Raw genomic sequence first — 18,724 nt, 5'->3', positions numbered from 1 at the left:
CCAGATCAAGCAATCACGCCGGCTTGACTGAGCCGAAGCAATCCACGGTAGAATTTCAGGGCAGATTCACCCCAATCCCATGGCAACGATTCCCAAAGGCCCCAGCGCCCCGCTCACGTTTTTGTATTACTTCGCCACCGCCACCCTTTTCGCTGATGTGGTGTTTGCCTATCAATTGGGGCTGGGTTTCAACGATCGCGCCACCCTACAATTGGGCTTGATTATTGGTCTTTGCACCGGGGTTGTGGGACTCTACATGAACCGCAGCCGCACCCTATCCCTGCAATTTATCAGTGCGAAAAAAGCGCAAACGGGGCTAGATGAAGCCTTAGCTGAGTTGGGCTTTTGTGAAAAAAGTGTCACAGAAGACGGGTACTGGATCTATACTCAACCCGGATGGCGGGCTTGGTTTGCGGGCAAAATGTTAGTGGTTTTGGATCGGCGTTCGGGGACAGTGGTGGGACGAGCGAGCAATATTCGTCAACTTGAACGAATCGTGCAACCGTGAACCGATGCCCTTGATGTGAGACGGGTTAACGATAACGATGCGAGCTGCGATCGCTGATAATATTCTCTTCATTCATGCCGCCGACCTGCCCCGATACCAAAAACAGGGGTCAGTGGTGCGTAATACCTATTTCTGGGCGTTGCGCTCGATTAGTTGCTACGCCCCCCGCGCCGGGAAATGGGAATATGATGCGATCGTCTGGGTCGCCCTGGAACGCCTGCTGACTAGCTTCACCACCGCCGGTTATCTTGGCCTCTCGGAAACCAATCTCCAATTTCCCTACGACACCATCATCCCTCCAGAACTCCGCCCTATTGCCACCTGGTACGATCCCGCCGACTTTGCCGAAACCGACGCGGGCGAGGAATAACGCGGCTCATCTTGTCGCAGAACAGGAGCGATCGCAGTGCGATCGCTCCTGATAGTGGGGTTATTGAAGGTTGTTAGGGTGCAGGAGCAGCCTGGGGAGCCGGTGGTGGGGGTGCTTGCTGGGCTTCGGCGGCTTTTTGAGCTTCGGCAGCTTTTTGAGCGGCGATCGCCTTCATTTCCTCATCCTGCATCGTCAACAATTCCGGCAGAGTCACAAACGCATAGCCCTGTTGTTGGAGGTTCTTGATAATCGTGGGAAGAGCGATCACGGTTTGGGTGCGATCGCCGCCGCCGTCGTGGAGTAAGACAATTCCCCCCGGTGTCGCCTCCTTGAGAATCCGCTGCACCATACTCGGAGCCGACGCATAGTAATCCTTGGAATCCGCCGACCACATTGCCACCACTTGCCCTTTTTGGGCCGCATATTGGGCCAAACCTGTATGCAAATATCCTCCCGGTGGCCGGAAAAACTTGGGCTTGACCCCCGTTGCCCGTTCAATCCACACATCCGTATTGTCAATTTGAGACGCGGAACTGGCCGGAGACTGTTTCGCGTAGGGATGGCTCCAACTGTGATTAGCCACCGCATGACCTTTGAGGTGAACCTGTTTCGCTCGCGCCGGAAAATTCTGCACATTACGACCCAACAGGAAAAATGTCGCCTTCACCCCGTGCTGTTCCAGAATATACAGAATATCGTTGGTGTACTTCTCAGACGGGCCATCATCAAAGGTTAACGCGATCACTTTCTTGCCACTGGGTAAGGGCACAGAGCGAATCGTTTTGCCTTGGAATTGAGCCGGAACCGCAAAATCTTTCGCCTGCTCTGCCTGGGCTACCGTCAGTAACTTTTGATTCCAGGCTTGAGTGGCTAAGGTGGGTAATTCCGTGAAGGTACTCGTCAAACCGCTATAGTCCGTAGAACCACGCACGAAGGTTTGAGCGGCACGTCCCGCAGGGATACTCAGCCCTGCACAAAGACTGATGCTAGATGCGGCCAAAGTAATACTAAGAACACGGCGTGTTCTTGATGGACTCAACCGCTGCCATAGGGATGGGGATGACTTTGAGCTACTCACACTAAGATCGGGGTAAACGGAGTATAAAGTGGTTAATTATGGAGAAGATCAAACGTAGCAATCGTTTAGGCAATTGAGGAAATAACGTGGTGAATGATTAGTCACGCTACTTGTCTTAATGCCCATTCTGCCCCCGATCATATCCGGAAAGTTTATTATTTTGCCCTAAATCATTTGGAATGTTGGGGAAGGTTTACAAATTTGTTCGTAATGCTGAGTAATCCGTGTAATTACGTCAGGGATTGTTAACCCGTCGGTACAGAGGGCGATCGCATCTTCGGCTTGGCGGAGGGGGGCAGTTTCGCGGGTGCTATCGATGTGATCGCGCTCTTGAAGCTGTTGTTCAACGGTTTCTACATCCTGTTCGTAGCCCTGCTGTTGGAGGTCTACCCACCGTCGTCGCGCTCGTTCTGCCACCGAGGCCGTGAGGAAAATTTTCACCTCCGCATCGGGAAACACCGCCGTGCCAATATCGCGCCCTTCGGCCACGATCCCCCCCTGTAGACCCCATTGCTGTTGTTGGTGAACGAGTTGTTGACGCACGGCGCGATGGCTGGCCACCGCAGACACGCGGGAGGTTACATCGGGGGAACGAATCGCCTGGGTCACGTCTTGGTTATGAATGAAAACCCGTTGTCCCCCTTCAGGATCGGCCTGGAATCGGATCTGGGCATGGCTGGCGAGTTCAGCGATCGCCACGGCATCGGTCACGTCAATCCCTGCGGCTAACACCTGCCAGGTAATCGCCCGATACATTGCCCCGGTGTCGAGATAGAGCAGGTTGAGATTCTGCGCCAATTGGCGGGCCACGGTGGATTTACCCACCCCCGCCGGGCCATCAATGGCAATAATCGGCCGCCGTTGTCGCAGCACGATGTTATCAATCAGACGAGTGGAGCCGAGACGAACGGCGATCGCTAACAATCCCGCCGCTTCCACCCGCTCCAACGGTGCAAGGGTTTCAGGATCGACCAGTTCCACATAGTCCACCGTACTATTGGGAATCGTCGCTAATTCACACCGAACCTGGGCGATTAACCGCTGGGCCCCACGTTGCCCCGCTTGAAAGGCGGTTTGGGCATTGTGGAGACTGCGCCACAGGGTGGCGGCCTGGGCGCGATCGCCTGCGCTCAGGTATTGATTACGGGAACTGTAGGCGAGACCCGACGGTTCCCGGACGATGGCACCGGGGCGAATCTCCACGGGCAGTTTGAGATCGTGGACAATGCGGCGGATCATCGCCAATTGTTGGGCATCTTTTTGGCCAAAGTAGGCGCGGGTGGGTTGGACAAGGTTGAATAACTGCACCACAATCGTCGCCACCCCTTGGAAATGGCCAGGGCGTTGCGCACCACAAAGGCCGGTAATTATGGCGGTGGGGGGCTGGACGGTGGTGGGTTCGCTCTGGTGGGCATCGATGCCCATTTCTGCGGCGCTGGGGGCAAAGACGGCATCGACCTTGAGGCGATCGCACTGCTCACAATCGGTGTCTAGGGTGCGGGGATAGTGGGTGAGATCTTCCTGGGGGCCAAATTGAAGCGGATTGACAAAAATGCTCACCACCACGAGATCATTTTCCGCCCGCGCTGCTGCGATCAGGGATTGATGTCCCGCATGGAGAGCGCCCATCGTGGGAACCAGCCCCACGGATTGCCCCGGTTGCTGCTGTTCCAGATAAGCCCGTAGACCCGCGATCGTTTGAAGCAAGCGCACAATAACCCCCTTTCATCATTGATTACAAACCGCTCAGTATAGGGTATCCCCCCTTGAGATTCCAACCCAAAAACGCTGGCATTGTTTTAAGACCAGATTTGGTTCAATGAACCCACAGCGGACCACTGAGGTCAGATCACCAATGAGGTTAGATTGTGAATGAGTGAGCCAGAGGCTCACACTCCCTAGCGTTGTTGTCTTGACCCTCTGTAGGGTGAGCTTCTAGATCACTATCTTTATCTAGCTCTTTTGGGGCGTATCGGAGTTGGGATAGGGCGATCGCCTAATCCCGCAGGCGTTCGATTCGTCCGGTGCTGCCGTTGAATTCGACGCGATCGCCATCCTTGAGCCAGCGCGTCACTCCCGGAATCGACACAATCGCCGGAATCCCCAACTCCCGCGACACGATCGCCGCATGGGACAGCAAACTCCCCCGCTCCACCAATAGCCCCGCCGCCGCCGGAAACAACAAAATCCAACCGGGATCGGTGCGTTCTGCCACCAACACCGTCCCCGGTGCTAAAGGCTGCTCTTGGGTCAAAAGACTATGGGGATCGCGCACCACTCGCACCACGCCGCGCACAATTCCCGGTGAACAGCCGAGGCCCTGTTGGACGGAACCGGAGGGGGGGCGGGCCGTGTTGGTGGTATTGATGCCACCGTGGGGGATGCCGTAGGTGGCGAAGCGATCGGGCGGCGGCGGGGTTTCCCGGTAGTGCTCAAATTCGCTACGACGCAGGGCCACAAGACCTTTGATCCGATTACAGGTGCTCGTTCCCGCTAAGATGCCGATAATTTCTTCAACGTTGAGATAAAAAATATCGTCGGGTCGATGGAGCAGATCCAACACGAAAAAGCGTTTACCCAATTCGAGGAAAATTTGGCGGGCGCGACCAAAGACACGGGTGCGCTCAAACCGGAGATTTTCGCGATCGCGCAGCCGGGCGCGGGTTTGGTGCAAGACCCCAGCAAAAATCAAGCGTTTTAACGGGCTGCGGCGGAGGAGGCGGCGCAGGTGAAGAAGTTCCGGCGGGGGCAGGGACGTGGTGGCTTCAGGGGTGGGAGCGGTGTGCATTTGGGAGGCGATCGCACCCAACGATCGCAACAGGGGCAGGGGATTTTCCGCCAGGGTGGGGCTTTCGAGTTTTAATTCATCAAGGCAGCGATCGCTAAATTGGTCGAGATACTGGTGATAGGCGGCGGCTAATTCTGGATGTTTGGTTAATGCGGTGGCGATCGCCGTCGGCGTGTCCCGTTGCAGCGTGGTGATCAGGTCAGGATCGCGGGCCACCCGGCGGGCCATTTCCCGCAATTGTCGTGCCGGTTCCGTGCTGATCATCGCCCCCTGTTCGACTAGGAGCAGATTCGGTAAGATCCCGTCACGATCGCCGCCCCAAGTTTGGGTTAACCGACAGAGCACACCATAGCAAATCATCGCCAAAAAATCATTGACAATCGGCGCATCCCAGCGGGGCAGAAGTTGGCGGGTTAGGTCTTGATAATGGGCGACTAATTCATCGGCGGCCAGTTGGTCGAGGCGGGGCGGCGGTGGGGGTGTTTGGCGTAATAGTCGTTGGTACAAACTGGTTTGCGGGGGGCCAAGGGCGCGATCGAGGCGGCGATAGAAGCGGTATTTTGTCCAGGGTAAGAGGATTGCATTCCAGCCCAAACCGAAGAGGGTGCGCACCAATTCAATCCCATCTTGCCACCAGGGTTTCCCGGCCATTTGGGTGATAATCTCCTCCGGGAGGGATTCTTTCACCCCCATCATTTGCTCCATAAACCGCCGATTGAGGCGAAACCCCGGCAGCAAGATCAGCACCCGATACCAACTGAGCAGGTTGTAGTAGATCCGCCCCTGCATCAGGCCGATCATCGTCGTGAAGGTGCGATCGCTCGCGATGATCCGGCTCTGACTCACCCCCATCAAGCGGCAAAATTGACGATACACCTCCTCATAGGCCCGCCGCGCAAAGGAAAAGGTTAACGGAGTGGTGACACCGCTGTAGCTCTCGGCAATGTTGCTGTTGTCCCAAAGGCGATAGCTGCCGCTAGGGGCTTGGGGAGTGGGCAGGGCGGTGATCGGGCGGGCTTGGAGGAGGTACAGTTGACCGTTGTCGGTGATCGCCCATTCAATATCTTGGGGTAGGCCGAATTCTTGACCGGTGCGTTGGACGAGGGCGGCGATCGCTTGGGCTTGGCGATCGCTAATGGCCGGTTCTGTCACCTGATCGGGAGCGATCGCCTGGGCAAACACCCCCGATTTGCCCGTGGGATTGGGGTAATGGGCTTGGGGTTTGCGGGCAATTTGCCGCTGCAAAATATCCCCTTGGCGATTGAGATAAAAGGTGTCCGCATCTTCTTCCCCGGATACCAACAGCGACCCCAGCCCATAGACCGCATTGATAATCACCAAATTACGCCGCCCCGTCACCGGATCAGCCCCGAAGGCCACCCCAGCCGCCACCGGGTTTAACATCTGCTGCACCAAAACCGCCGGGGGTTGGGGGAGATCGGTTTGGCCTTGGCGATGACGGTAGAGGAGCACGTTGTTTTGATAGGCCGACCGCCATACCGCCGCGATTTGGGGCTGAAGATCCGCCGCCGCCACGCTTAAGGAGGTGTGCAATTGACCGGCCAGCGATCGCTCCACACCATCTTCATCCAACGCCGACGATCGCACCGCAAACTGTCCCCCATAGGGAAACACCGCCGCCATCGCCTGGAGTAATTCATACTGCACCACCTCACTGGGGAGGACATCGGCCAAGAGGGTTTGCAGCGTGGTGGCGGTGTGGGGGGACTGGGGGAAGAGCGATCGCAGTTGGTCTTCTTGATCACGGGTGAGGCTATCCCAAAAGGCGGCAGGTGTGACCACAAAACCCGGTGGGACGCGAAACCCCTGTTGGGCGAGACGGGCGATCGCACTGGCCTTGCGCCCCATCAAAGCAATCACAGGCCGTTCTGTGAGTTGGACAATATATTTCATAACGCCGCCACCAAGGGCATCCATCCCAAACAGCTATAGCTCACCAGCACCCACAGGGCCGAGGCGAGATAGATTAATTTTGCACTGCGGGGGGACGGAGCGTTTAAAAACAAATAGGCCAACCAACAGATCACCCCGCCCGCGATTAATAACAAACTGGCCGTGCCTTGGGCCGTGGGCAGTTGCCACGCCGCGAGCAAGGTTGTGAGACCGCCGCCCCCAACGGCGATTAACCACACCAGCAGCGCATTTTCTCGCCCCCAAAGGGCCGTATAGGTTTCCACGCCGGGCCGTTCTTCGCGGGGCGATCGCACCTTGCGCCCCACCTCAATCACCACCCCATGGCAACTGCTCACCGGCAACAACCACAACGCCGCCCAGGGAAACGCCCCCGCCCCCGAACACCCACCGCAGGCAATGCCATAAAGACCCAAGATCGGCAGGATCACATTATGGCTGAGGAGATAGAGCGCCGGGTGTTGCTTGAGCCAATCGCGCCGGAAAAATTCCCGCTGCATCAGGAACTGATAGCCCCAGATCAAGGCCAACAAGACCACGAGTTTGGGATCTAAATTCACCGAAAAAATCACCTGAATTAAGCGCGTCGCCCAGTCGAGATATTGCAATTCTGTGAGGTGAATCAAACCACGGGGGACGGGCCGTTCGGGGCGATGACGGCAATCGTCCTCGTAATCTTTAAATTCATCGGCAATTCGCAATTGGAGAAACGCCAGAAAGAAAATAATGAAGGCCACCAGTTGCGATCGCACCGTCGGCACTGCCCCCTGCACCACCGCCCCATAACTCACCATCGCACTACTAAACATCACAATCAGAATGCCGTTACTCACAACCGGAAACCGCTCCTGCTGGTAAATCCACCACCGTTGCCATCCCAAATTTTCTACCATTTGTTGTTTTGCCATTTGATCCCGTGACTCGACCCTGCTGCGTTACCTTGCTCCATCCTGCGGTTTATCCTCGTTCGGCGGTCAACTCCGGAATCGACGCTTCAGCCGCCTCCACATCCCTCGGTGTCCATCCCTCGTGCTGTAACCGATGATGAATTTTATCTAAGCTGTACCCTTTAGCCAAGGCCTGGCGAATGTAGAGGCTTAAAGCTTGTTGGCCATGGGTGAGGGTGGGCGTTGTTGGCTTGGAGTCATGGGGATTCTCGGCCTCATCGCTGGGGGAAGATGCGATCGCGGCTCCGAGTCTCAAGGGCGATCGGAGTCGTGAATCCTCCGGAAAACGACGCTCCAACCAGGGGATTGTGATCCCCCAGAGGCGATGGATCAGCCAATATGCCAAAATCAGCCCCCAAATCACCACCAGACCCACCAACCAACAGAGCGGCAACCACACCACCAGACTGACCCCAAACGTGCAGACAATGGACAGGCCAATCAACGTTAAAGCATCCTGAACAGTCCCAACCAGCAGCGTCGCGCCCATGAGCGTCACTCCCACCCCCACCAACAGTGCTGGCACGGAACTTATCGTTAACCCCAGTCCTACCTGTAATGATTTGTTCATGTGTTGCCCTCCTTCCTGTCACTCTAGACCCCATGGGTGATGATCCACATTATCCCGTTGATCCTCTGCCTGGCGTTAGATAACCGGATGAAGCTAGGCCAAAATCGTCATCATGGGTCATGCTGTCCTGTCGTCCCACCGTCTGAAGGGTAAGAAGCAATACCGTCCAGAAGTCGGGATCGTGAGACTCCAGAATCTTGCGATAATGGGGCAGGAGCCGAGGGGATTGCGCACCGATGATCAACACGCTGATTTCATTCATATGTCATGCGCTTATTACTGGTTGAAGATGATCACGTTTTGGCAGAAACCCTTAGCACCATGCTGAGTCAGCAGGGTTATGTTGTGAATACGGCCTACGACGGTGAAGAAGGCTGGGACTATGCCCAAAGTTTTACCTACGACCTGATGTTGTTGGATGTCAGCTTGCCGAAACTGGATGGGATTAATTTGTGTCGGCGGCTGCGCAATGAGCAGATTAATAGTCCGATTTTGTTGTTGACGGCGAATGATTGTAGTGAGTCGAAGGTGGTGGGATTGGATGCGGGGGCGGATGACTATGTGGTGAAGCCCTGCACGATTCCTGAATTGTTGGCGCGGATTCGGGCCTTGTTGCGGCGGCAGAGTGATTCAAGTGCGCCGATTTTGACCTGGGGGCCGTTGCAGCTTGACCCCAGTGCTTGTGAGGTGAAGTGGGATGAGCAGTTGTTGACGCTGTCGCCGAAGGAATATAACTTGCTGGAGTTGTTTTTGCGCCACCCAAAGCAGGTGTTTACGAAGGGGGCGATTCTGGAGCATTTGTGGTCGTTTGATGATCCGCCGGGGGAGGAGACGGTGCGGGCCCATATTAAGGGGTTGCGGCGCAAGTTGAAGGCGGTGGGGGCGGATGGTGCAATTGAGACGGTGTATGGGGTGGGCTATTGTTTGAAGGCGTTGCCGGACATGGTGCAGGCTGAGTCGTTGGGGTCGAGTCCAGTGGCCACACCGATCGCGCCTGCGCCACCGATCGCGCCTGCACCACCGATCGCGCCTGCGCCACCGATCGCGCCTGCACCCCCCTCTGATCCAGCAAAGGCGGCGGCATTGCAAGGGGCGATCACAAAGCTATGGATGCAGTTTCGGGAGCCGATTTTGGCCCGGATGGCGGTGCTAGAGGCGGCGATCGCTGCCCTTGAAGCGGGCAAGTTAGACGAAAACCTCCGCCTCAATGCAGAACGCCAAGCCCATAAATTAGTCGGGTCGTTGGGGATGTTTGGTTTACCCGCCGGGTCAGACCTCGCCCGACAGTTAGAACAGGCATTCAAGGAACCGATCGCCCCCCCAGCCCCATCCCTCCGCGCTAGTTTCACCGCCCTGGCTGAGCTACTCCCCTCCGATCCAGTCGTGGCGGAACCTGCCCCGATCCTCCCCGTCACCCCACGGGCGATTCCGACGGAGCGATCGCCCCATGTTTTAATCATCGACCCCGACACCCCCTACATCGAGGCTGTGCAAACGGAAGCCCAGCAATGGCCGTTCGATCTAGACTATGTGGCGACCTGCGAGGCAGCGATCGCCACCATCACACAATGGCAAAACCCCCAATTCACCGGCCATATTCCCGACCTCGTGGTACTAGAACTCACGTTTCCTAGGACCAAAACCGCCGGACTGGTCATCCTAGAACATCTCCGCGCCCTAGAACGACCGCCGATCACCCTGGTGTTAACCACTCAAAACACCTTTCATAACCGTGTTTCCGTGGCGCGTCTGGGGGTGACGGGCTTTGTGGTCAAACCCATTGCACCGGTGCAACTGATGGGCATCATTACCCAGCACCTCCAGCAGCAAACGGCCTGCGAAGCGACCATTTTAGCCGTCGATGATGATGAGATTTTGCTGGACAGCCTGACCACGATGCTTACCCCATGGCGGATTGAGGTCCAGACCCTCAACGACCCGCGCAACTTTTGGGAAACCCTCCAGCAGGTGTCGCCCGACCTGCTGATATTGGATGTGGATATGCCCTATATCAATGGCTTGGAACTCTGCCAAGTGGTGCGTAATGATCCCCAATGGTCACAGTTGCCCATTGTCTTTTTGTCGGCGAGCCGCGATCGCACCACCCTCCAGCAAATGTATCAATTTGGTGCAGATGACTACATTTGCAAACCCGTCACCGAGCCGGAACTCGTCACCCGCATTTTTAACCGCCTCGAACGCAGTCGCCTGCTCCGCGACCTCACCGAAAAAGACCCCCTCACCGGCGTGGCGAACCGCTATCGCTCGGAGCAGGATTTTCAGCGGTTTTTCCACTGTGCCACCCAAGAACATCAGACCATTGGCTTTATCACCCTCACTATCCAAGACCTCCAGCAGATCAACTGCGATTATGGCCATGATGTGGGCGATCGCATCCTCCAACGCTTCGGTCAACTCCTCAAACACACCTGTTCCCCCGAAGACATCGTCGCCCGGTGGAGCGGCGGCGAATTTATCATTGGCCTCTACGGCATCACCCGCCCCACCGGCATCCAAGCCGCTCAAGATTTGATGCACCTCTTTTCCCATGAAGTCTTTCTCCTCGAAGGGCAACTCGCTCTTCCCGTCAGCGTGGCCGCAGGGTTATCTCTCTATCCCGACGACGGCACTACCTTAGCCCAACTCTATCAAGCCACCCTTGACCAGCAGATCACCGCTGAAGCATGAGGGCGATCGCCCCCCGATCACAACCCCAGCCCCCTGGTTGACTGACTTGATAGCCCTCACCCCCAACCTCCCAGAGGGCGAGGGGAGCCGATCCATTTTTCCAGTTCCCTCTCCCCTAGGGTGAGAGCTTTCCGGGATCTGGCTAACTTTGTCAGTCAACCAGCCCCAGCCCCTCTCCCAAAAACTCATAACATTGTCCAGATCACTGTAAAGATTTGATGAAAATTACAATTTATCCCTGTAAAACCCCGCCATAACTTCATAGGAATTTCACAGCGATAACCCCATCTTGTGTTCTTTAAAAAAAACACTTTGGGTGGAGAACCTGCCCTATTGCTCAATTGGGTTTATGCCCCATCCCATTCTCTTTACTACGGGGTACTCTTCTCTTTTCAATACAATCTTGCGATCGCAGATATCTTGCCCAGAAACAGCCTGAGTCCTGTGGCCTGATCTGAGCAAATAAACGGCTCAAAAAACGAGGATCACAGTAAATTGACCTATAACATTGCCAAAGTTTTGCTATAGAAGGGTGAAGCTAATCAGTATCTAAACTGCATGTCAATGAGCCTGAAGCCCTTGCTGTAAGTGGATCGCCCTGGAAATTTAAATGGCGATTAGCTGATAGAAGGGTTACACCTGATTTGGACATTGGTCTAATCGGTAGTGCGTCAAAATGATGTGGGTTTGGTAAAGTAGAGGAATCGTTACCACTGCACTAAAACTATGGAATGTCGGCTCTGCGGTCATCCCAAAACCCACAAACACGGCAAAATGCCCAATGGTCATCAACGCTACTTCTGCCCTCACTGCCAGCAAACCTTTGCCGAGAGTTTTGACACCCTCTACTACTATCGCCATGTTACTCCGGAGCAGATTGAGCAAGTACTTCAAGCCCACAGTGAAGGCACTAGCTTGCGAGGAGTCAGCCGCATCAGCGGATTAGCCTATAACACCGTGGTCAGTATTATTCGTGCCGCCAGTGCTAAAGCTTTGCTGGTTCATAACGACCAAGTGCAGGGCGTGGAAACGGAGGACGTGAGTGCTGATGAGATGTGGTCATTCGTGAAAAAAAAACAAACAATGCTTGCCCGAAGAAGTTGAAGTAGGCGATTGCTGGATTGCGATGAGTTTGGCAGATTCGAGCGGGTTAATCTTGACAGCACGAGTGGGGAAACACACCGATGAACTGATTGAAGAACTGGTGGTGAGCACGGAGGGAAAGACCCATTGCCAGCAATGGAATAGTGACAACTGGGGAGGATATGAGCGGGTACTGCCGCTGGAAATTGAGCACTACATTGGCAAAGACCAAACGCAACGGTTGGAGCGTACCAATGGAATTATCAGGCAGCAGACGGGTAGGTGGCATCGACGACAGAACAAGTTTGGCAAACTGTGGCAGCAGACAAAGGTGACGGTGCGTTTAGTGGTGAGTTATTTCAACTGGATCTGGCAGCACAGTCGCTACAAGAGCACGGCGGCACAACGAGCAGGATTGACTGACCATCGCTGGAGTTGGCAGGATATCCTCTCCTTCCCCACAATAATCTAATGCACTACCGTCTAATCATCTATCAACCCAGGGAAAAAGGTGTTCGCTGAGACCGCAAAAATCCCGTTTCAATGTGACCTCATTTTAAGCTTAGATACCTGTTCATCCTTGGCTTTGAAATCCTCACAGAAATAGTGTTGTTGATAGATCACGCGGTCGAACGAATAAAGCGAAAACATTAAGAGATATGAATATTACGATATGTTTACATATCGTTACTTTCTTTTTGACAGGTTGATGAATTTTAGCGTTAAAATTAGTAACGAAAGGAATTAAAACTACTTAATTCTTCAGCTTAAACGTCAGCCTCAAATCTTGTTGTCCTGTGACTAGCCCTGCGTCCTCAACTTGCTCTCTTTCCCCTGTACCTGTTATGACACAGCAGCGAGGTTCTGGCTCGTTATCTCATCCATCCGAAGTAGCACAGGTTATGGAGAATTCGTCCAGGGGTGGTACTGGTCAATTGCGATCGCAACTTGCCTGTTTCCAGAGTCATCAATTCACTGGACGCATTGATCTGACCATTGCCCCCAACCAAACCTGGAGTCTCTACCTAGCCCTGGGTCGTCTCGCTTGGGCATCCGGGGGCCCCCACAGCATGCGACGTTGGCGGCGACAACTCCTCAGCCACCAACTCACCCAAACCGCCCAACAAATCAAAGTCCGCCAAAACGACCAATTTGAATGCTGGGACTACCAAATTCTCACCCTGCTGGCCACCCGCCAACTCGCCAACACCGACACCGTCATGCAAATTATTCACGGTATCGTCACAGAGGTGCTCTTTGAAATTTCCCAAGCCTTCCAACTCGCGCTCCTGGGGGATGCCGTCGAACAATCTCCCGCCCACCCCAGCAACCCCACCGAACCCTTAAGCATCACACCCCGCCTCGGTGTGCGTCCCTCAACGGCTGACACCGCCATTTTGCCGCGCTCTTGGACTGTGGAAATTGACGCCGCCCTCGATATTGCCCAAGCTGATTGGGAGCAATGGGCCCAAGCCGGCCTCGCCCTCTGTTCGCCCAACCTTGCCCCCGTCATCAAACAACACGGTCACCTCCAAAGCTCCACCCCCCCCAAGGTCTACCAACAACTGGCAGAACTGGTCAACGGCAAGCGCACCCTACGGGATATTGCCATCTTGCTCAAACGTGATGTAGTTAGCATCACAAAATCCCTCCTGCCCTACATTCGGAAACACTACATCGGTCTCGTCGAAGTTAACGACATCCCTGGACCCGCCCCCCAGGCCGCACCCGATCCCGCCCTCCCACCCCGCACCGAGACCCGGCCCGACAAAGCATCTGTCCCCTCCAAAGGCCGGGTAATCTGCATTGATGACAGCCCCCAAATCGGTCATGCTCTCCAAGACTTACTCCAAAATGCAGGCTATGAGGTGATCTGGATTCAAGAAGCGGTGCAGGCCCTGCCGACGCTGTTGCAGAAGAAGCCGGATTTTGTGTTACTCGATCTCATGATGCCCATTGCCAACGGTTATGAAATTTGTAGCCAAATTCGCCGGGTGGGTCAGTTTAAAGACTTGCCGGTGGTGATTTTGACCAGCAATGATGGTTTAGTGGATCGGGTGCGGGCCAAGGTGGTGGGGGCGACGGACTTTTTGAGTAAGCCGATTAATGGCCCGAAGGTCTTGGGGATTTTAACGAAACATGGTCTTGGTTAACCGGTTGCCGAACAACTGGGATCGATTAGCCAAACTCATGGTTGATATTTGCGATCGCCCTCACTTCACGTCAGACCAGGCAACGTCCCACGATATACTGAATAATCAGTAATCACGGCAGGAATTATCCCTGCGTCTAACGCTGTTAACGGCTGAAATCCATGAATTCAGGAATCGATCTGCAAGGAAGCTTTATCCAGACTCTGACCGAATTCGGACTCCCTCAGGATGTCGCCCGTGCCCTTTGGATACCCCTTCCAATGGTGCTCGTGGTCATCGGAGCCGTCGTCGGAGTCCTTGTCACCGTTTGGCTAGAGCGCAAAGTCTCAGCAGCGGCACAACAACGGATTGGCCCCGAATTTGCCGGCCCCCTCGGTGTCCTACAACCCGTTGCGGATGGCCTTAAACTCGTCTTCAAAGAAGATGTCACCCCCAACAAGTCCGACCCGTGGCTCTTTACCCTCGGTCCCATCTTGGTGGTGATTCCCGTCATCCTCTCCTATCTCATCGTCCCTTTCGGACAAAACCTCTTGATCACCGACCTCAATGTCGGGATCTTCCTGTGGATCGCCCTCTCTAGCATTGCCCCCATCGGCCTGCTGATGTCCGGGTACTCCTCCAACAATAAATACTCACTCCTCGGTGGACTCCGCGCCGCTGCCCAGTCGATCAGCTACGAAATTCCCCTGGCCTTGGCGGTGTTAGCGGTCGTCATGATGTCCAACAGCCTCAGCACCATCGACATCGTCGAACAGCAATCCGGCTACGGCATCTTGGGCTGGAATATCTGGCGGCAACCGGTGGGATTCCTGATTTTCTGGATTGCAGCCTTAGCCGAATGCGAACGGCTTCCCTTTGACCTTCCCGAAGCCGAAGAAGAACTCGTCGCTGGGTATCAAACCGAATACTCTGGGATGCGATTTGCGCTCTTCTATGTGGGGTCTTACATTAACCTCGTGTTGTCTGCTCTAATCGTCGCCATCCTCTACCTCGGCGGCTGGGAATTTCCCGTTCCCCTCGATCAACTCGCCGGTTGGCTCGGAGTCAGCGAAACCACCCCCTGGTTACAAATGCTGACGGCATCCTTGGGGATCATCATGACCATCCTCAAAGCCTACGTGTTGGTCTTCCTGGCGGTCCTGTTACGCTGGACGCTCCCCCGTGTGCGCATTGACCAACTGTTAAACCTTGGCTGGAAGTTCTTACTCCCGGTTGCGTTGGTTAATCTTTTGCTCACCGCTGGTCTCAAGCTGGTGTTTCCGGTGGCCTTTGGTGGCTAATGTTCGTTTACCTACCCTGAAACCTCATGTTTAACTTTCTCAAACAAGTCGGGGACTACGCCAAAGAGACGGTTCAAGCTGCAAAGTTCATTGGTCAGGGTCTTTCCGTTACCTTTGACCATATGCAGCGGCGACCGGTTACGGTGCAATATCCCTACGAAAAACTCATCCCCTCCGAACGGTATCGGGGTCGGATTCACTATGAGTTTGATAAGTGCATTTCCTGCGAAGTCTGTGTGCGGGTTTGCCCGATTAATTTACCGATCGTGGATTGGGAATTTGATAAAGAAACGAAGAAGAAAAAGCTCAATCACTACAGTATTGATTTTGGGGTCTGTATCTTCTGCGGGAACTGTGTGGAATACTGTCCGACGAATTGCCTCTCGATGACGGAGGAGTATGAGTTGGCAACTTACGATCGCCACGAACTCAACTACGACAGCGTCGCCCTCGGACGCTTGCCCTACAAGGTGACGCAAGATCCGATGGTGACCCCGATTCGAGAGTTTGCCTATCTGCCGAAGGGCGTGGTGGATGGCCATGATTTGCCGGCTGGTGCGCAGCGAGCGGGTCAACGGCCTGAAGCGATCGCTGCCCAGCCTAGCCCTGATGACACGGACAAAAGCGATTAAGCCCTGCCCTCGATATCCCGTCTCTGTGGGCGGTGTCGTCTGCGATGCCCCCACCCCCATCGACCCCCTCTAGGAGATAATTTCGCGTGAATTTAGCAGAAGATGTTCAACTGATTTCCTTTGCCCTCTTAGGCATTTTGATGATTGCTGCCGCCTTGGGTGTTGTCCTCCTTGACCAAATTGTCTACTCCGCCTTCTTGCTGGGTGGTGTTTTTCTCTGTATTTCAGGCCTTTACGTGTTGCTCAATGCTGACTTCGTGGCGGCTGCGCAGATTCTGGTCTATGTGGGCGCGGTGAATGTGCTGATTCTGTTTGCCATCATGTTGGTGAATAAGCAGGAAGCCTTCAAACCCGTGGGGAATCGATGGCTGCGACAGGGGGCAACGGCGTTGGTCTGCGTGGGGCTGTTTGCGCTCCTGAGTACGATGGTGTTGGCAACACCGTGGGTGGTGGATACCACTGTGGTGCTGACTAGCACTGTGGTGCAAATCGGCAAGCATTTCTTTAGTGATTACCTACTGCCCTTTGAATTGGCCTCTGTGCTGTTGCTGATGGCGATGGTGGGGGCGATTATCCTGGCACGTCGTGATTTTATTCCTGAGAAGATGGCGACGGATACCCAAGATGCGCTCACCTTGCCGGAACGGCCACGGGAGCTAACGGGTACGGCTAGCGATCGCTAACCCCGACCCCTTCCCGCTTCATACACCCTCGACTTCTTTTTTGGATTTATGCAACTTCAACTTGAATTTTTCCTTTTGTTAGCAGCGGCTCTGTTCTGCATCGGAATTTATGGTCTCGTCACCAGCCGGAACGTGGTGCGCGTCTTGATGTCTGTGGAGCTTTTGCTCAATGCGGTCAACTTAAACTTGATGAGCTTTTCTAACTTTCTCGATCCAGAGGGGATTAAGGGGCAAGTGTTCTCGATCTTTGTGATCACCGTGGCTGCTGCTGAAGCGGCTGTGGGCCTGGCGATCATTTTGGCCATCTATCGCAATCGTGACACCGTGGACATGGAGCAATTTAACCTGCTCAAATGGTAAATCGGTGAACTCCGTGCAGGGCGATCGCACCCCCACCCCTCCCATATCCCCCCAATTCCGGCCTGATCCTTGATTTCTCAACGGATCAGGCCGTACAGTGCAAAAGAATCGCGCTACTATCGACACATCATTAGAAACGCTATGGCATTTTCGCGGCGAGCAAGCGGCATCCTCCTCCATCCCACCTCCCTTCCTGGTCGCTTCGGCATCGGTGACCTCGGTCAGGAAGCCTATCGTTTCGTAGACTTCCTCACCGCCAGCGGGCAGCAAATTTGGCAAGTCTTACCCCTCGGCCCCACCGGCTTCGGTAATTCTCCCTACATGTCCTATTCCGCCCTAGCCGGGAACCCCCTGCTGATTAACCTGGAATGGCTCGTCGCCGAAAACCTCCTCAGTGAACTAGACTTCGCCCATCTGCCCACCTTCACCCCCTACCAGGTGGACTACGAAGCCGCCATCAAGATCAAACTGCCCCTACTGCGCAAAGCCAGCCATACCTTCTTCAGCAAAGCAACCCCAGAGCGGAAAAAAGTCTTTACCGAATTTTGCGAAGCCCAAGCCGCTTGGCTCGATGACTACACCCTCTTCATGGCCATTCGTACCGCCCAAAACGGGAAAAGCTGGCATCAATGGGACGAACCCCTAAAAAACCGCGATCCCCAAGCCCTCCGCCTCGCCAAAGAGCAACTCCACGACGAAATCTTTTTCCATAAATATATGCAGTCGGAATTTTTCCGACAATGGTCCACCCTGAAGCAATACGCCAACGACAACGGAGTGCAGATGTTCGGAGATATTCCGATCTATGTTGCCCATGACAGCGTTGATGTGTGGGCGAACCCGGATATCTTTTGTCTTGATCCCGACACGGGCGAACCTTCGCAAATGGCTGGTGTTCCCCCGGACTACTTCAGTGCGACGGGTCAGCTTTGGGGCAATCCGGTCTACAACTGGGAAGTCCTCCAACAGACGCAATTTAAATGGTGGGTGAATCGCATTGAAGGGATGCTGAACTATGTAGACCTGATGCGGATTGACCATTTCCGAGGTTTTGAGTCCTTTTGGTCGGTGGACGGGGGCGAAACGGTAGCCACGAACGGGGAATGGGTGGAAGCTCCTGGGGCGGAATTTTTCGAGATTCTCAAAGCGGATCTCGGTGAGTTGCCGATTGTCGCCGAAGATTTGGGGGTGATTACCCCCGAAGTGGAAGCCCTGCGCGATCGCTTCGAGTTTCCGGGGATGAAGGTGCTGCATTTTGCCTTTGATTCGGGGCCCGGTAATCCCTTTTTGACCTTTAACCATGGCTCAAACTGTGTGGTGTATACGGGAACCCACGATAACGATACGACGGTGGGCTGGTTTAATGCCCGCGACGAGGAAGCCAAGCAGCGGGTTTATGATTACCTCGGTGGAGAACCTCCGGAGCCGATCGAATGGGCGATGATTCGGATGGCGATGAGTTCGGTGGGTCAGATTTCCATCTATCCGTTGCAGGATGTGTTGGGCTTGGGCACAGAGTCGCGGATGAATATGCCCAGTGCAGCCCAGGGCAATTGGGGTTGGCGTTATGAAGAGTCGATGCTGAAGCCGGAGTTGCGCGATCGCCTCCGACGGATGACGGAACTCTACGCTCGACTGCCCTAATGTGCTG

At 54.8% G+C, this 18,724-nt stretch carries 16 protein-coding genes; 10 read left to right on the top strand and 6 right to left on the bottom strand.

Features of this window, described 5'->3' with window-relative positions; genetic code table 11:
- Positions 1-79: 79 nt before the first annotated feature.
- Together SPI6313_RS13210 and SPI6313_RS13205 are read left to right on the top strand one after the other, a co-directional pair.
- Positions 80-508, top strand: coding sequence for a hypothetical protein (locus SPI6313_RS13210; protein WP_084669020.1), 429 nt, complete (start codon positions 80-82; stop codon positions 506-508).
- A gap of 37 nt (positions 509-545) precedes the next feature.
- Positions 546-878 (top strand): hypothetical protein, encoded by a 333-nt coding sequence (locus SPI6313_RS13205; RefSeq protein ID WP_072621424.1) that lies wholly within the window; start codon positions 546-548, stop codon positions 876-878.
- Between the two features lie 73 nt (positions 879-951).
- Here the strand turns inward: SPI6313_RS13205 and SPI6313_RS13200 are convergent, their stop codons facing one another.
- From SPI6313_RS13200 to SPI6313_RS13175, 6 genes are all read right to left on the bottom strand, one after another.
- Positions 952-1,878 (bottom strand): polysaccharide deacetylase family protein, encoded by a 927-nt coding sequence (locus SPI6313_RS13200; protein WP_245788769.1) that lies wholly within the window; start codon positions 1,876-1,878, stop codon positions 952-954.
- Between the two features lie 243 nt (positions 1,879-2,121).
- Positions 2,122-3,669, bottom strand: a complete 1,548-nt coding sequence (locus tag SPI6313_RS13195) for a bifunctional pantoate--beta-alanine ligase/(d)CMP kinase (RefSeq protein WP_072621422.1) — start codon at positions 3,667-3,669, stop codon at positions 2,122-2,124.
- 283 nt (positions 3,670-3,952) lie between these two features.
- Positions 3,953-6,682, bottom strand: a complete 2,730-nt coding sequence (locus SPI6313_RS13190) for a PEP/pyruvate-binding domain-containing protein (RefSeq protein WP_245788767.1) — start codon at positions 6,680-6,682, stop codon at positions 3,953-3,955.
- Positions 6,655-7,584 carry a UbiA family prenyltransferase gene (locus tag SPI6313_RS13185; protein WP_217650602.1) on the bottom strand — a complete coding sequence of 310 codons (930 nt, stop codon included), beginning with the start codon at positions 7,582-7,584 and terminating at the stop codon, positions 6,655-6,657. The genes SPI6313_RS13190 and SPI6313_RS13185 overlap by 28 nt, the downstream gene beginning before the upstream one ends.
- Positions 7,585-7,633: 49 nt before the next feature.
- A complete protein-coding gene (locus SPI6313_RS13180; RefSeq protein ID WP_139276638.1) occupies positions 7,634-8,194 on the bottom strand; it encodes a hypothetical protein in 561 nt (186 codons plus the stop codon).
- Between the two features lie 49 nt (positions 8,195-8,243).
- Positions 8,244-8,456 (bottom strand): hypothetical protein, encoded by a 213-nt coding sequence (locus SPI6313_RS13175; RefSeq protein WP_072621419.1) that lies wholly within the window; start codon positions 8,454-8,456, stop codon positions 8,244-8,246.
- A gap of 5 nt (positions 8,457-8,461) precedes the next feature.
- Between SPI6313_RS13175 and SPI6313_RS13170 the strand changes: the two genes are divergently transcribed.
- The 8 genes from SPI6313_RS13170 to malQ all read left to right on the top strand — a co-directional run bounded on the left by SPI6313_RS13170 (position 8,462) and on the right by malQ (position 18,717).
- The gene (locus tag SPI6313_RS13170) at positions 8,462-10,882 is read left to right on the top strand and encodes a response regulator (protein ID WP_072621418.1); all 2,421 of its coding nucleotides are present in this window, start codon (positions 8,462-8,464) and stop codon (positions 10,880-10,882) included.
- A 726-nt stretch (positions 10,883-11,608) separates the two neighbouring features.
- Positions 11,609-12,437, top strand: a protein-coding gene (locus tag SPI6313_RS22360; protein ID WP_139276489.1) for an IS1 family transposase whose coding sequence is annotated in 2 segments (ribosomal slippage) — positions 11,609-11,959 and positions 11,961-12,437 — 828 coding nt in all. Because the reading frame shifts where the segments join, the coding sequence is not laid out codon by codon here.
- 430 nt (positions 12,438-12,867) lie between these two features.
- Complete coding sequence (locus tag SPI6313_RS13155; protein WP_072621417.1) at positions 12,868-14,118, top strand: response regulator; 1,251 nt, start codon at positions 12,868-12,870, stop codon at positions 14,116-14,118.
- A 161-nt stretch (positions 14,119-14,279) separates the two neighbouring features.
- Positions 14,280-15,398: an NADH-quinone oxidoreductase subunit NuoH gene (nuoH, locus tag SPI6313_RS13150; RefSeq protein ID WP_072621416.1), complete on the top strand. Its 1,119-nt coding sequence runs from the start codon at positions 14,280-14,282 to the stop codon at positions 15,396-15,398.
- Positions 15,399-15,424: 26 nt separating this feature from the next.
- Positions 15,425-16,030, top strand: a complete 606-nt coding sequence (ndhI, locus tag SPI6313_RS13145) for an NAD(P)H-quinone oxidoreductase subunit I (RefSeq protein WP_072621415.1) — start codon at positions 15,425-15,427, stop codon at positions 16,028-16,030.
- Positions 16,031-16,116: 86 nt separating this feature from the next.
- The gene (locus tag SPI6313_RS13140; protein ID WP_072621414.1) at positions 16,117-16,713 is read left to right on the top strand and encodes an NADH-quinone oxidoreductase subunit J; all 597 of its coding nucleotides are present in this window, start codon (positions 16,117-16,119) and stop codon (positions 16,711-16,713) included.
- 48 nt (positions 16,714-16,761) lie between these two features.
- Positions 16,762-17,073 carry an NADH-quinone oxidoreductase subunit NuoK gene (gene nuoK / locus SPI6313_RS13135; RefSeq protein WP_072621413.1) on the top strand — a complete coding sequence of 104 codons (312 nt, stop codon included), beginning with the start codon at positions 16,762-16,764 and terminating at the stop codon, positions 17,071-17,073.
- A gap of 141 nt (positions 17,074-17,214) precedes the next feature.
- Positions 17,215-18,717 (top strand): 4-alpha-glucanotransferase, encoded by a 1,503-nt coding sequence (gene malQ / locus SPI6313_RS13130; RefSeq protein WP_072621412.1) that lies wholly within the window; start codon positions 17,215-17,217, stop codon positions 18,715-18,717.
- Positions 18,718-18,724: the final 7 nt, after the last annotated feature.

The organism is Spirulina major PCC 6313 (assembly GCF_001890765.1).
GTDB classification, from domain to species: domain Bacteria; phylum Cyanobacteriota; class Cyanobacteriia; order Cyanobacteriales; family Spirulinaceae; genus Spirulina; species Spirulina major.
The sequence above is the reverse complement of the archived record's forward strand: the minus strand, read 5'-3'. Positions and strand labels throughout refer to the sequence as shown.